13 protein-coding genes are annotated in these 15,059 nt (G+C 60.5%); 11 read left to right on the plus strand and 2 right to left on the minus strand.

All coding sequences use genetic code 11. The features are described 5' to 3' along the window. Positions 1-36: 36 nt before the first annotated feature. Both ABIB36_RS17060 and ABIB36_RS17065 read right to left on the minus strand, forming a co-directional pair. Positions 37-948: an alpha/beta fold hydrolase gene (locus ABIB36_RS17060; protein WP_084346140.1), complete on the minus strand. Its 912-nt coding sequence runs from the start codon at positions 946-948 to the stop codon at positions 37-39. A gap of 8 nt (positions 949-956) precedes the next feature. Then, positions 957-2,927, minus strand: a complete 1,971-nt coding sequence (locus ABIB36_RS17065; protein ID WP_084346139.1) for a CocE/NonD family hydrolase — start codon at positions 2,925-2,927, stop codon at positions 957-959. Between the two features lie 498 nt (positions 2,928-3,425). Between ABIB36_RS17065 and rplJ the strand changes: the two genes are divergently transcribed. The 11 genes from rplJ to ABIB36_RS17120 all read left to right on the plus strand — a co-directional run bounded on the left by rplJ (position 3,426) and on the right by ABIB36_RS17120 (position 15,041). Continuing rightward, entirely contained in the window at positions 3,426-4,007 is a 582-nt protein-coding gene (gene rplJ, locus ABIB36_RS17070; protein ID WP_084346138.1) for a 50S ribosomal protein L10, read from the plus strand. Between the two features lie 84 nt (positions 4,008-4,091). Beyond that, on the plus strand, positions 4,092-4,478 hold the full coding sequence (rplL, locus tag ABIB36_RS17075) for a 50S ribosomal protein L7/L12 (RefSeq protein WP_084346137.1): 387 nt from the start codon (positions 4,092-4,094) through the stop codon (positions 4,476-4,478). 397 nt (positions 4,479-4,875) lie between these two features. Continuing rightward, positions 4,876-6,144 carry an ABC transporter ATP-binding protein gene (locus tag ABIB36_RS17080; protein ID WP_354561291.1) on the plus strand — a complete coding sequence of 423 codons (1,269 nt, stop codon included), beginning with the start codon at positions 4,876-4,878 and terminating at the stop codon, positions 6,142-6,144. Positions 6,145-6,149: 5 nt separating this feature from the next. Next, on the plus strand, positions 6,150-6,944 hold the full coding sequence (locus ABIB36_RS17085) for an MlaE family ABC transporter permease (RefSeq protein ID WP_084346135.1): 795 nt from the start codon (positions 6,150-6,152) through the stop codon (positions 6,942-6,944). A gap of 6 nt (positions 6,945-6,950) precedes the next feature. Then, positions 6,951-7,811: an MlaE family ABC transporter permease gene (locus ABIB36_RS17090; RefSeq protein ID WP_084346134.1), complete on the plus strand. Its 861-nt coding sequence runs from the start codon at positions 6,951-6,953 to the stop codon at positions 7,809-7,811. Further along, positions 7,808-9,166, plus strand: a complete 1,359-nt coding sequence (locus ABIB36_RS17095; protein WP_084346133.1) for an MCE family protein — start codon at positions 7,808-7,810, stop codon at positions 9,164-9,166. The genes ABIB36_RS17090 and ABIB36_RS17095 overlap by 4 nt, the downstream gene beginning before the upstream one ends. Further along, complete coding sequence (locus tag ABIB36_RS17100) at positions 9,163-10,230, plus strand: MCE family protein (RefSeq protein ID WP_084346132.1); 1,068 nt, start codon at positions 9,163-9,165, stop codon at positions 10,228-10,230. Before ABIB36_RS17095 ends, ABIB36_RS17100 begins: the two co-directional genes overlap by 4 nt. After that, the gene (locus ABIB36_RS17105) at positions 10,227-11,219 is read left to right on the plus strand and encodes an MCE family protein (protein WP_084346131.1); all 993 of its coding nucleotides are present in this window, start codon (positions 10,227-10,229) and stop codon (positions 11,217-11,219) included. The genes ABIB36_RS17100 and ABIB36_RS17105 overlap by 4 nt, the downstream gene beginning before the upstream one ends. Continuing rightward, complete coding sequence (locus ABIB36_RS17110; RefSeq protein WP_084346130.1) at positions 11,219-12,505, plus strand: MCE family protein; 1,287 nt, start codon at positions 11,219-11,221, stop codon at positions 12,503-12,505. The genes ABIB36_RS17105 and ABIB36_RS17110 overlap by 1 nt, the downstream gene beginning before the upstream one ends. 11 nt (positions 12,506-12,516) lie before the next feature. Further along, complete coding sequence (locus ABIB36_RS17115; RefSeq protein ID WP_354561579.1) at positions 12,517-13,797, plus strand: MCE family protein; 1,281 nt, start codon at positions 12,517-12,519, stop codon at positions 13,795-13,797. Continuing rightward, a complete protein-coding gene (locus ABIB36_RS17120) occupies positions 13,794-15,041 on the plus strand; it encodes an MCE family protein (RefSeq protein WP_084346129.1) in 1,248 nt (415 codons plus the stop codon). The genes ABIB36_RS17115 and ABIB36_RS17120 overlap by 4 nt, the downstream gene beginning before the upstream one ends. Positions 15,042-15,059 lie beyond the last annotated feature (18 nt).

The following is a 15,059-nucleotide window of genomic DNA, read 5'->3' on the forward strand; positions in this document are numbered from 1 at the left end:
AAGGCCGGCCCCCTCGATGGGGCCGGCCTTTTTGCGTCAGATAGTTGCGGCCTTCGCGAAGTTGGTTGATAGCTCGCCGAGAATTTCGTCCCACAGCGGCTTTGGAAGGTCGTGCCCCATGCCCTCGATCAGATGCAATTTCGATCCTTCGATCGCACGCGCGACGGCCCTTCCGCCTGCCGGCCGCATCAGCCGGTCGGCGCGTCCATGGATCACGACGGCAGGGGAAGTGATCGATGCGGCAATCCGCCGCAGACTGCCGGTTCCGGTCACTGCAGCCATGTGGCGGAGTGCACCCGCGGGGTAGTAGTTGCGGTCGTACATCTCACCGGCTGTCACGAGTAGCTCGGTGAGCGGTGTGGGGTAGGCAGGGCTGCCGATGACCCGTCGGGTATTGGCCGAGTGCGCGATGATCTGCTCGCGCGTTGCATCCGGTCCTGGGCCCTTCATGAGTGGGAGCAACGCTCGTGGATCAGGTGGCGGCAGGAAGGCCTCGTTGGTACTGGAGAAGATGATTGCGGTGCTCGATACTCGGTCCGGATACAGGCCGGAGAACACCTGCGCGATCATTCCGCCCATCGAAGCACCGATGACGTGCACCCGTGGGATCTCGAGGTAGTCGAGCAGTCCGAGCGCATCGAGTGCCATGTCCTTCAAGGTGTACGGAACTCTGCTGGATGCTCCGAGTTCGGTACGCAACAACCGCAGCAGCATCGAACCTTCGATACGGTGGCCGTCCATCTTGGTGGACAGGCCGATGTCACGATTGTCGAATCGGATGACTCGAAAGCCTTGCTGGACAATCCGTTCGCAGAACTCGCGCGGCCACAACGTCATCTGGGCGCTCAGGCCCATGATCATCAGCACCACTGGGTCGTTCGGATTGCCCATGTCCTCGTAGGCGATCTCGATCGAATTGGAGGGCGCGAAACCCGTCGTGGAGTGCATGGTTCTCCTTACCAGCCAGGCTCGCCGAGTAGTGGAACCACGAGGAAGCTCGGGTGCTCGGGGTCGAGGATCAAGTCTTGTCTTCGCCCCCGCGTGCGGAGCAGATCCGGGAGAATCGGCATGAATCGTGGTGCGTCGGTGGGGAAGACGTCGACCCGAAGACGATGGCCCGCTGCGATCATCGCTTCGGTGGTCAGTAGATCGATATCGAGAGTCAACGGTCGTCCGATGGGAACAGGTAGGAGTGTGGCTGCCGTGAGCGGGTGATGTGGACGGGTGTAGTCACCGTTGGGTGCGTAGAGGGACATTTCGTCGTCCACCGCGCGACGTGTAGTCAACAGTGCGCCGTTGGTCAGGACGGTGGATCGCCCGTGCGGATCGACGTCGCACAGCATGATCGCCCAGAGCGCTTCCGGGGCATGACACACCACTCGGAGGTGCAGATTGATCGGACCCGACAGTACGGTGTCGGAGTGGGCGACGGGCGTGGTGAAGGTCAGTGCTCCACGCTCTGCGGTTCTGTTGTCATAGGTGAATCCACCACCGAGAACGGCGGGGATACCGGCGAGAACCTGAGTGGTGTCGCGCGAGATGATCGACCACAACGACGGCCGCACCGTGAATTCACCGCACGTCCCGTCAGGTGAGCTCCCGAGGCTTCCATCGTCCACCGCATGTGGCGCCGTCCCCGACGTCGCAGCCGAGAGATACAGGCGCGTGGGTTGCGCCTGCGGTGCGGGGAACCTGCCGTGCGCGGTCCATTGTCCGCCTTGTTGGCGAAGGGTGACGGGTCCGTAGTTCTCGATTCCGTTGTCCTCGTCGCGAAGCCACTTGTCGAACCAAGCGCGCTCGAGCACATCGAGTCGTGGTGGAAACCCGGGTTCGCCGAATCCGATACCCGGGTTCCCGTGGTAGCCGTCGCCGACGAGAAGCTGTTTGTCTCCGCGGGGTAGTGCGAGTCGGTTGTAGATATCGGGCGCCGATCCGCCGAAGATGTCGTGCCAGCAGCCGTAAAGAAATGTCGGGGCAGTGATCTCCTCGATCGTCGCGTTGATCGTGTCGTAGTAGTCGACGTCGTAGATTCGCGGATCACCGCCTGTGACGAAACCTCTTGCCAAGTCCAGGAGATCGGTTGCGGGCGAGCGCAATCGGTCCCGTAGCCACTCCGAGAACTCGAGATCGCCGAGGGACGGTGCCCACTTGAGCGCATTGACTGCGGTGAGCCACAACGGAATGAACAGTGACGGCGCACCACCGGTCGCGAAGATTTCCCGAACTATGTCCACCGACCCTTCCACGGCGAAAACTGCCTCTAGTCCGGCGGGGCGTTTGGAAGCAGACTGGAGCGCGTTGATCGCGGAATACGAAATCCCGGCCATTCCGATTCGACCGTTGCACCATCCCTGGGCCCGTGCCCATTCGATGATCTCGAGTGAATCGAGTTGCTCACGGGTACCGAGAACATCCCATGTTCCCGTCGATGACCCGGTTCCGCGAACGTCGACGATGATCTGCACGTATCCACTACGCACCAGATGGCGATTGACCGACATCAAGTCGGCGGCTCCACCCGCAACGACCCTGGTTATCTCGGTGATGCCATCGAACGGGGTGCCCTTCAAATCGAATGATGCAGAGAACTTTCTGATCAGAGGACCGAGCACCGGAGTGTCGAGGACCGAGTCGATCCCCTTGATGAGCAGTTTGTTGTAGGGCGTGATGTTGAGGACGGTAGGAAATTCGGCCTGCACAGCACGTCCCGATGCATCGGCAGGGCGAAAGACGTAGGCACGCAGCACAGCGCCGTCGCTCATCGGTATTCGTACGTTCTTCGAGATGGCGATCTTCGGGTGGAGCGGGTGCTCGTCGATCAGTGCACGCCACCGCTGAGCTGCGGTACCCCCACTGGGGTCGCGCTCGCTTCCCGACCCGGGAGCGCGCCCGGGTCGAAGCAGTGGACGTAGTTGTGCTGCCGTCATGTTCTGATTGAACAGTCATCGACGCCGTTTGTCTTACAACAGGGCAATATTGTCCCAACTGACAGTGTGTTCGGCGAGTAGTTGGTGCGTGGTCACAGGGCGCCGACCATGCTCTGCGTGCAACTCTTTTCGAAACCAGGCCTGCCGGTCACCGCTCGTTTTGGAGTTGACGCCCTGGCTGAGGTAACCTGGGCGACGGTTCTGATCACGGTGACTTTCGAGTGACCGCAGGATGATCCGCCCAAATCAAGTTCTACCCAAGACCGTTGGTCACCGCCTTTCTCGAGGGCTTGTTCTGATTTCGGAACGTCCTGAGAGGTATGCGGTTGAAGGTCCGAGCATGTTCGGACGACCCACGCAGGAGAACGAGGTCAGGGACCTGCTGTACGGCCTCCGAGCCGTGTGTATGTCTACGCCCCGTGTGCTTCTTGCGCCGGGGCGTTCGTCGTTTTCCGGCCCTCTCGCGATCGACAAAACCTCAACGAGAGGAGGCGAAGTATGGCAAAGCCCGAAAAGATCTCAGCAGTATCGGAGATCACCGAACAGTTCAAGGGATCGACGGCTGCTGTCGTCACGGAATACCGCGGTTTGTCGGTTTCCGGTCTGACGCAGCTCCGACGTGCACTTGGCGATGGTGCCACGTACTCCGTCGCCAAGAACACCCTGGTCAAGCGTGCAGCTGCCGAGGCCGGTATCACCGGGCTCGACCAATTGTTCGTCGGACCGACCGCCATTGCATTCATCAAGGGCGAGCCGGTCGACGCTGCGAAGGCCATCAAGGCCTTCGCTAAGGACAACAAGGCCTTGGTCATCAAGGGCGGCTACATGGACGGCGCAACGCTGTCCGTGGACGAGATCAACAAGATCGCCGACCTCGAGTCGCGCGAAATCCTGTTGGCAAAGCTCGCAGGTGCCATGAAGGGCAACTTGTCGAAGGCTGCAGGCCTGTTCAACGCTCCCGCATCGCAGTTCGCCCGCTTGGCGTTCGCATTGCAGGAGAAGAAGGCAGCAGGAGAACCCGCAGCTGCCGAGGCTCCTGTAGAAGCAGAAGCCCCGGCGGAAGCTCCCGCCGAAAGCTGATCCGCGCACCAGCGAACAGCTCAACCCGAAACACTTTCGTCGCGGATCAGCGACTGGAGTACTTATCAGGAAGGACCCGCCACCATGGCGAAGCTCAGCACCGAAGAATTGCTCGGCCAGTTCAAGGAGCTCACCCTCCTCGAGCTCAGTGAGTTCGTAAAGGCATTCGAGGAGACCTTCGAGGTCACCGCAGCCGCTCCCGTCGCAGTTGCCGCTGCAGGCGCAGCCGGCGCTCCGGCCGAGGCTGCAGAAGAGCAGGACGAGTTCGACGTCGTGCTCGAGTCGGCTGGCGACAAGAAGATTCAGGTCATCAAGGTCGTCCGTGAGGTCGTTTCCGGCCTGGGCCTGAAGGAAGCCAAGGATCTCGTCGAGAGCGCTCCGAAGGCCATCCTGGAGAAGGTTGCCAAGGATGCTGCCGAGGCAGCCAAGGAGAAGCTCGAAGCAGCAGGCGCGAAGATCTCCATCAAGTAATTCTTGATGGGCCGTCTTCACGGTCTGTTCTGTTACAACGAAAGGGCCATTCCCATAACGGGAATGGCCCTTTTTGTGCTCTTTGAGTGAATTCTTTTGGAGCGTGCCTTCTGCTTTGCGCGCCGAATGGTGACCGGATGGTCTTTTCGACCCGCAGAAAACAGTGTTCGACGACAGACCGGCGCACGTTCGCAGCGCCTCCACTCGGAGCCGGGCGAAAATTCGGCGAGTTGCCCGCGTGCCGCCCTGTGATGGGTCACACTGACTACAGGATCCGGGTCCGGGTTCGAGGATGTTGTTACTCGGCAGTAGGCTCCATTGTCGGTGCGGACACTTACATGCGATAGAGTGACGCAACCCACATGAGGGTCGATGTCAACGAACTGTGGAGGTCAGCGTGGGAGTCGAGGTTTCGGTCGAGGGATTGACCAAGTCTTTCGGTGTACAGAAGATTTGGCAGGACGTCTCTTTGACGTTGCCGTCGGGTGAAGTCAGTGCGCTGCTGGGGCCGTCGGGGACGGGTAAGTCGGTGTTCTTGAAGTCGTTGATCGGTTTGCTCCGTCCTGAGCACGGCAAGATCTTCATCGACGGGACGGACATCTTGCAGTGCTCCTCACGGGAGCTCTACGAGATCCGCAAGTTGTTCGGGGTGCTGTTCCAGGACGGCGCACTGTTCGGCTCGATGAATCTTTACGACAATGTCGCGTTCCCGCTTCGTGAGCACACGAAGAAGTCCGAGTCGGACGTCCGCAAGATCGTCATGGAGAAGCTGGAGCTGACGGGTCTGATCGGCGCGGAGGAGAAGCTTCCAGGTGAGATTTCCGGCGGTATGCGTAAGCGCGCCGGCCTGGCCCGTGCCCTGGTACTCGACCCGGAAATCATCCTCGTCGACGAGCCGGACTCCGGTTTGGACCCAGTGCGCACGACCTACATCTCGCAGACTTTGATCGATATCAACGCCGAGATCGATGCCACCATTCTGATCGTCTCGCACAACATCAACCTGGCGCGGACGGTCCCGGACAACATCGGGATGCTCTTCCGTCGTCAGCTGGTGATGTTCGGTCCCCGCGAGGTGCTGTTGACCTCCGACGAGCCGGTGGTGAAGCAGTTCTTGAACGGCACGATGATCGGACCGATCGGAATGTCGGAGGAGAAGGACGAAGCGCAGATGGCGCAGGAGCAGGCGATGGTCGATGCCGGCCACCATGCCGGCGGTGTCGAGGACGTCGAAGGCATTGTCCCGCAGATGAAGGCCACCCCAGGCACACCGGTGCGCAAGGCGGTGGGGCGTCGGCAGGAACGAGTACGACAGATCATGCACACGCTCCCGCACAGCGCGCAGGTCGCCATTCAGGAAAGCCTCGACACCACCGACCCGGGTGATCACATTCCGGCCTACAGTGGCGCGGGCTCGTACGAAGAGGGCACATACGCCGAAGCCGGTCAGGGCCAGGTCAACGACAATGCTGCTTACAGCAACCAGGGTTACGACAACGCTGCTTACGACAACGCTGCTTACGACAACGCTGCTTACGGCAACGCTGGTTACGGCAACGCTGGTTACAGCAACCCGGGTCAGGACAATTCCGGGTACGACAATTCCGGTTACGAGGCGGGGCACAACGATCCGGGCCACGGCCCATCGCAGGGGCGGGGACAGTAAGGGTTATGGGCAGTTCCAAAAAATCCGTTTTCGCTCCGGCGAAAGCCGGAATTGCGCAAGCCGGAAATATTGTCGAACTGCTCGTAGAGGTCGCACGGAACACATTCAGAAGGCCTTTTCAATTTCGTGAGTTCATCGAGCAGGCCTGGTTCATCGCCAGCGTCACGATTTTGCCGACTGCTCTGGTTGCCATTCCGTTCGGCGCCGTCGTCTCACTGCAGACCGGATCGTTGATCAAGCAGCTCGGTGCAGAGTCCTTCACCGGTGCCGCAAGTGTTCTCGCCGTCATTCAGCAGGGAAGTCCGATCGTGACTGCACTGCTCATTGCCGGCGCTGCCGGTTCTGCAGTGACCGCTGACCTCGGTTCCCGGACGATCCGCGAAGAGATCGACGCAATGCGCGTGTTGGGTATCGATCCGGTGCATCGACTGGTGGTTCCTCGAGTCCTCGCGATGATCCTTATCGCGTTGCTGCTCAACGGCCTCGTATCGGTCGTCGGCATCACCGGTGGTTACTTCTTCAATGTCGTTCTCCAAGGTGGCACTCCGGGCGCCTATCTCTCGTCGTTCTCGGCGCTCGCCCAGCTTCCGGATCTCTACGTTGCGGAATTGAAGGCGGCCATCTTCGGCCTCATCGCCGGAATCATCGCCTCCTACAAGGGCCTCAACCCGAACCCGGGTCCGAAGGGCGTGGGTGAGGCAGTGAATCAGACGGTGGTCATCACCTTCCTGTTGTTGTTCTTCGCCAACCTCATTCTCACCCTGGTTTACCTCCAGGTTGTTCCGGCGAAGGGAAGCTGACCCGCAATGACCATCTCCAAAGGTCGGGGCGACCGTACCCTCATGCGCGTCAAACGCGTTGCGAGTGCACCGCTGAACGTGCTCGACAAAGCCGGCGAGCAAATGTCCTTCTATGCCCGTGCCATCGGGTGGATACCTCGGACTCTGATTCATTACAAGAAGGAAGTTCTGCGTCTTCTTGCAGAGGTCACCTTCGGTAGCGGTGCACTCGCCGTCATCGGCGGCACCATCGGTGTCATCGTGATGCTGTCCGGCGCAACAGGCGTCGTAGTCGGACTACAGGGTTATGCTGCGCTGGAGCAGCTCGGCAGTTCCGTCCTCACCGGCTTCTTGTCCGCATACGTCAATACCCGCGAAATCGCTCCTATCGTCGCCGGTCTCGCGCTGTCCGCGACGGTCGGAGCCGGCTTCACTGCGCAACTCGGGGCGATGCGCATCTCGGAAGAGATCGACGCGCTGGAGGTCATGGCAGTTCCCAGCGTGCCGTTCTTGGTCACGACCCGCATGATTGCCGGTTTCGTCGCCGTCATTCCCTTGTACATCGTGGGTCTGCTCGCGTCGTATATCGCTTCACGTGGGATCAGCACGATCTTCAACGGCCAGTCCGGCGGATCGTACGACCACTACTTCAACCTCTTCCTACCGCCGGAAGACGTTCTGTATTCGTTCCTGAAGGTGTTGATCTTCGCCTTCGTGTTGATCATGATCCATTGCTACTACGGATTCCATGCTTCGGGCGGTCCGGCAGGCGTGGGTGTCGCCGTGGGACGCGCCGTTCGAACTGCCATCGTGACGATTGCTGTTCTGGACTTCTTCCTCAGTCTCGCTATCTGGGGTACCACCACCACAGTGAGGGTTGCCGGATGATCGACTCGCCATCGCGATTGAGGCGACTACTGCTCGGGCTTGCATTCTTCTTGATTCTCATCCTGTTCGTCGGGTGGTCGATCACCTCGTACAACAAGACCTTCAAGAAGGTCGTGAGCATCGATCTCGTGACCGATTCGGTCGGCAACGCCTTGCCGTCCAACGCAGACGTCAAGGTCCGTGGCCTCATCGTCGGTGAGGTGCGCTCGGCGTCTACCCAAGACGGGGTCGTCACCGCACATCTGGCAATCGATCCGGACAAGGCGGAGTTGATCCCGTCGAACACCACGGCTCGGCTGCTTCCGAAGACGTTGTTCGGTGAGCGGTACGTATCGCTGATAGTCCCACCGGGTGATACGGCGTCGCCGATTACCAATGGCACTGTGTTGAAGCAGGACACCAGCGGCAATGCGATCGAGGTCGGGCAATTGCTCGACAATCTGCTGCCGTTGCTCGAAGCGATTCCGCCGCAGGACCTGGCGAGTACGCTCGGTGCGCTCGCGCAGGGGCTGAGCGGGCGCGGAGAACAGCTCGGCTTCACGATCGACCGGTTGGACAATATCTTCAAGGGCTTGAACACCGAACTCCCGAATATTCAGCAGGGTCTGCGTGGCCTTGCCGACTTCTCCGAGACGTATTCCGATGCGGCTCCGCAGCTGATCGATGCTCTGGACAATCTCAGTGTCACCGGAAACACGTTGGTAGAACAGCGTCCTGCGGTGGATACGTTGATTTCCTCATTGACGGCGACCAGTTCGAGTACAGCCGATTTCCTCCAGGCCAACTCGTCGAATCTGATCGCTATCGCTGCCGATTCGCGGGAGGCGCTGGAGTTGCTGGCACAGTATTCGCCGTCGTTCGGATGCACATTTGCACAGTTCGCCCCCATTGTGGCGCGCGCGCAAGAGGTCGTCGGCGTCGGTGACGAGTATCGAGGTATCAACGTTTCGGCATCCTTCGTCAACCCCAAGGGGCGGTATTTGCCCAATCAGGATGAGCCGCGATTGTTCGACGATCGCGGACCGCGCTGCTACACCCCGGCGGACACTGCTGCAGGCGAGTTCTTTCCCCAGTATCCCGGTGGTTCGGCGAACGACGGCTCCTACCAGGTTCCATCCAGAAACCCAGGCCCGCAAGATGTTCCGGAGCTACCGGTCCCGCAGTACTCGGCAGTTCCCCGGGCGGCGACAACCGGTGACGCTGCTCCGGCAAGCTACGAGGGTTCCGATTACGAGCGCGACACCCTGGCCGTGATCTACGGCCAGGCAGGGGGAGTGACCCCGGACGAGATTCCCTCGTGGACGACGACTTTGGGCGCGCCGGCACTGAGAGGAGCGGAGGTGACCATCAAATGAGGGGACTTCTTGCTCCACTCGTCAAGTTGATCGCGTTCGCCGTGGTGACGATCTTGGCCACCGCGACGCTCGCATTCTCGATTGCCAACATCAGTGGCGGCGGTGGCGAGACCTACAGCGCTGTGTTCAGCGATGTGGCGTCGCTGAACAAGGGCGACGAGGTCCGCATCGCAGGCGTCCGCGTCGGTGACGTCAAAGACATAAAGATCGTCAACGAGCGCGAGGCCGAAGTCGAGTTCTCGGTTACGGGTCGAGACTGGCTGCCGGCCACCGTCACTGCGAATCTGCGGTACCGGAACCTGGTAGGCCAGCGCTACATAGCGCTCGAGCAGGGTGCCGGTGAACAAGGCCGCAAGATCAACCCGGGTGAGACAATTCCACTCGAGCAGACGAAGCCCGCTGTGAATCTGACGACGCTGTTCGACGGTTTTCGTCCGTTGTTCACCACACTCAACGCCGACGACGTGAACAAGCTGTCGTACCAGATCATCCAAGTGTTCCAGGGTGAGTCGGGGACGATCTCGGAGTTGGTACGCAGCACCGCGAGCCTCACGAACACCGTTGCAGACAAGGACCAGGTGATCGGCGCCGTCATCACCAATCTCAATACGGTGCTGCAAACGGTCAATCAGCATGACAAGGAACTCGACTCGTTGATCGTCAATACCCAGCAACTGGTGTCGGGACTCTCCGCCGATCGTGAGGTCGTCGGCTCGGCCGTCACCTCGCTCGCCGGCCTGACCGATGCGACGGCTGGTCTGCTCGAGCCGACACGTCCGGCGATTCAGGGTTCGATCGCTGCACTGAACACGTTGGCGACGACGTTGAACAACCGAGAGGATGACCTGACGAAGGTAATCCAGACGTTGCCGAAGAAGCTCGACAAATTGGTTCGTACCGCACAGCAGGGATCGTGGTTCACCTTCTACCTGTGCGGTCTCGACATCAAGGCCGGGCCGGGTTCGTCACCCAATCTGAATTTGCCGACAGGACTTCCGACCGTGAATCAGCCGCTGTACACGAACTCGGCTTCGCGTTGCAAAGCTGGGGGGATCCAAGGATGACAAAGCGCAGCCCGCTGGTACTAGGTGCGCTCGGCATTTCGATCGTGCTGCTTGCGACAATTTCGGTCTTCTTTCTCGATAAGCTTCCCATTCTCGGGGCCGGCTCGACGTTCAGTGCCGAGTTTTCCGAAGCTGCAGGCCTGAAGCCCGGCAACGAAGTTCGCATCGCCGGGGTCAAGGTAGGCAAGGTCGACTCCGTGGAACTCGCGGGTGACCGTGTCGTCGTCGATTTCCGAGTCCAGGACGCATGGGTCGGCAACAACTCGTCCGCATCCATCCAGATCAAGACCGTGCTGGGTCAGAAGTACCTTGCCATCGATCCCCGCGGCGACGCGGTGCTCAAACCCAAGGACCCGATCCCGTTGGAGCGCACCACGTCCCCGTACGATGTCATCGACGCGTTCTCCGACGCGGCATCGACCATCACCGACATCGACACCCCACAACTGGCATCGAGCTTCGAGGCGCTCTCGCAAGCGTTCTCCGAAACCCCGGCCGACGTTCGGGCGTCGCTGGATGGGGTGAGCCGGTTGTCGGAGACCATCGCCAGCCGTGACACGGATCTGAAAAAGCTGTTCGAGGCGACGGGCAAGACGTCGAAGGTTCTGGCAGACCGAAACGAAGAATTCAACCGCCTCATCACCGATGCCGGCCCATTGTTGGCCGAGCTCAACAATCGGCAGCAGTCGATCTCGCAGCTTCTGACCGGCGTCCAACGCCTTTCGACGCAGCTCACAGGGCTGGTTCGTGACAACGAAGAGCAGATCAACCCGATGCTCCAGCAGTTGAACGGAGTCATCGACATTCTCAACGAGAACAACGACGCGCTCTCCCGTGGACTGGAGCTCTACGCACCCTTCGTGCGGCTCTACGCCAACGTCGTAGGTAACGGACGCTGGCTCGACATCACGTTGGCCAACCTCACGCCTCCTGGCCTGCCACTTATCCCTGGCTACCGTCAGCCTGCGCAAGACCTGGGGGGCAACTGATGAGTGACACCGGAGAATCCGTGAAGAAGGCCGGCGGGGGCCGTGTGGTCATCATCATCGGCGTCGTCATCGTCGCCCTGGTCGTCGCAGTCGGCGGCTGGTGGCTGCTCACACGCGCTGGTTCGACGAACATCACCGCATACTTCGACAAGTCGGTCGGAATCTATTCCGGTTCCGATGTGCGCGTGCTGGGGGTGGAGGTTGGGAAAGTGACCTCCGTGGTGCCGCAGGGTGACCAGGTCGAGGTGAAGATGCGCGTCCAGCGGGGTGTCGACATTCCCGCAGATGCCAAGGCCGCTCAGATCACGCCATCGTTGGTGTCCGACCGATACGTTCAGCTCGCCCCCGCTTATACCGGCGGCGACACGATGGCCGACGGCGCGGTGATTCCGCGTGAGCGCACCGCCACCCCGGTCGAGGTCGATCAGCTCTACGCCAGTATCGAGGAGCTCTCCAGTGCTCTCGGGCCGGACGGGGCGAACAAGAACGGTGCTCTCACCGATCTGGTCAACACCGGTGCAGCCAACCTCGACGGTAACGGAGAGGCTTTGGGGGACACGATCACTCAGCTGTCCGAGGCGTCGCGAACTCTCAGCGACTCACGCGCCGACTTGTTCGACACGGTGAAGAACCTGCAGACTTTCGTGTCGGCGCTTGCTGCCAACGATCAGCAGGTTCGGGAGTTCAACAATCAGCTCGCAGACCTGACCGGCTTCCTCAATGGAGAGCGCGATGACCTCGGCGCTGCGTTGAATCAACTGTCCATCTCCCTCGGTGACGTCGCTGTGTTCGTCGCAGACAACCGTGAACAGCTCGTCACAGCGGCCAACGGATTGGTGCAGCCGACACAGACGCTTTCGGATCACAAGGAGTCGCTGGTCGAAACGCTGACGATTCTGCCGCTTGCGATCAGTAATCTGGTCAACTCGTACGACGCAGAGTCGGGCACTCTCGCATCCCGTGCGAACTTGCAGGGTGAGACTCAAGATCCGCTGGGAACCGTATGCAGGCTGATCGACCTCGGCAAGCTCGTGCCGGGCGACCCGCGATTCGAACAACTGGGTGCCCAGATTCAGCCGATCATCGACCGTTGTGGTGAGTTCACCAAGCTGATCCAGGGACCAGTCCTCGACAATCCGGATCTCATCCTTCCGTTCGGATTGCTCAGCGGTGAAAAGGAACAAAGAAATGCGGTGCCGGGTACTGTGCCGGGAACGGTCTCACCGCGTCTGAGCAGCGGAACCCCATTGCCCGGAATCGAGCAGTCGCTTGGAGGCGGACAGTGAGCACGTCCAAAATGGGTAGGCGCCCACTCGTTGCGATCGTTGGAGCTGCAATCGTCGTAGTGTCGGCTAGTGCATGCTCGCAAGGGGTCTACTCGATTCCGCTACCAGGTGGCGCGGACACCGGCAGTGACCCGATGCACCTCACGATCCAGTTCGAGGACGTCCTCGATCTGGTTCCGCAATCGACGGTCAAGGTAGACGGCGTCGAGGTCGGTCGCGTCGATTCGATCACGGTCGCGGACGGGGAATGGACGGCCAACGTGGGTGTCGTCGTCAACAACTCGGTAGATCTGCCTGCCAATGCCTTTGCCGCCGTGGACCAGACCTCGATCCTCGGTGAGAAGTTCATTCAGCTCACGGTGCCCGAGGGCGATGCGGATCCGCAGAAGCTGTCCGACGGTGACACGATTCCGCTGGATCGGACTCGCGCCACCACCAATATCGAGCAGGTGTTCGGCGCGTTGTCGTTGCTGCTCAACGGCGGTGGTGTCGGTCAGCTAGCCCCGATAGTCAAGGAGCTCAACGCGGCTTTTTCCGGTCGAGAAGGGACGACCCGGAGTTTGCTCGAGCAGGCGAACACGTTGATCGGCGGGTTGGATGAGCAGCGCAACGACATCACCAGAGCGTTGGACGGACTCGATGTTCTGACGACCGAGGTCAGTGGTCAAACGGAGAAAATCGACAGGGTGTTGCAGGACCTGCCGATCGCTACGGCGACGTTGGAGCAGCAGCGTCCGCAGCTCACCCAGATGTTGTCTCAGCTCGATCGTCTCGGCGCCGTCGGTACCGATGTCATCGAGCAGTCGAAGGACGATCTCATCGCCGATCTACGTGCGCTTCGGCCGACGCTGCAGGCGCTCGCGGGCGCGGCCGACGATATCGTCACCTCGGCGCCTCTGGTCCCGACGCTTCCGTTCCCCGACGGTATCGAAGAGGTGACTCAGGGGAACTCGGCCAATCTGTTCCTCTCACTCGATCTGTCGATCGGAACTACTCTGCGTAATCTTGGTGTCGGGGAGGGCGATCCGGTCTACATCCCGCCGAAGTTCGGTGACACCTTGCCTCTGGTCGACCCGACGAACCCGTACTACAACGGTAACGGGCCACGTCCAGGCTGGCCCACAGTCTCGTTGCTGCCGTTGCCGCCGATCACTCCTGCCCCTACACCGGCGCCCGGTGTGCCGGTGGCACCAGGCACCGAGCCTGTGTCGGCAGTTGTGAACCGTGATGCGGAACCGACCTCGTTCGGTCCGCTCAATGATCTGATCGAGCAATTCGGAGGTGGACAGTGAGGTCGAGGCTGGTCAAATTTCAGCTCATCGCGTTCGTCCTCGTCGCCGTGCTCGGCGTTCTTTACGTCGGCGGAAAGTACGTTCGTCTCGACAACCTGCTCGGTTTCGGGCAGTACAGCGTCAACGCTCAGTTCGCGGACTCCGGGGGCATCTTCAAGAATGCTGAAGTGACCTACCGCGGTGTGCCAGTGGGAACGGTCGGCGCTTTGTCGCTGACCTCGGACGGCATCAACGTGGAGTTGCTGTTGAACGATGGTGGACCGAGCATTCCGTCTTCGGCGAAGGCCGTGGTTGCCAACAGATCTGCGATCGGAGAGCAGTATGTCGATCTGCAGCCGACAAGCGACGAGGGACCGTATCTGGAAGACGGTTCGATCATCACCGAAGCGAACACGTCGACCCCCGTCCCGGTGGAAAAGGTACTCGCCAGCACCGACAGGCTGGTGAGTTCGATTCCGACGAAAAATCTGACGACCGTAGTGAGGGAACTCGGAGCCGCATTCAATGGCAAGGGCGACGACCTTCAGGTACTGATCGATTCGCTTGGAACGCTGACGGAAACCGGTAACGAGGCACTACCCCAGACGCTGGCGCTCGTTCGTGACACCCGAACGGTCCTGGACACGCAATCCGAACAGTCCTCGTCGATTCGGCAATTCAGCAACGATCTGAACAACGTGACAGCCCAGCTGCGAAGCAACGATCCCGACATCAGAAGACTCATCAATACCGGGACAGCGGCAAGCGATCAGGTGGGCGCGTTGATTGCGGAAGCCGGTCCGGCTCTGACGACGGATCTGACGAACATCAATTCGGTGACCTCGCTTGCCGCGCCGCGAACGCTGGCGCTGAAACCGTTGCTGATCTTCCTGCCTGCCTTGGCAGCGGGCGCGAGCACGATCACGCCGGGGGACGGCACCGTTCACCAGGGGCTATTGCTGGAAGCGAACAATCCACCACCCTGCACAATCGGCTACGAGGGTTCGCAGGCGATCCTGGACGAGGAGAAGGCGAAGAACCCCAACTTCGATCTGACCCAGGAAAACTATCCCCTGAACTTGCAAGCGAATTGTGCGACACCACAGGGCAGTATCACCGGTGTGCGTAGCTCGAATCGCATAGTTTTCGCAGACCCGGCGACACCCCAACCGTGGGATCTGAAGCCGAAGGTCGATCCGGACAAGCTCAACCTGAATCCGATCGCCACTCAGCTAGCGCCCCTGGTAGGAGCGTCGCCGAAGTAAGCGTCGGTACCGTGGCCG

The sequence above is a fragment of the Rhodococcus sp. UYP9 genome (assembly GCF_040547235.1).
In the GTDB taxonomy this organism is placed as follows: domain Bacteria; phylum Actinomycetota; class Actinomycetes; order Mycobacteriales; family Mycobacteriaceae; genus Rhodococcoides.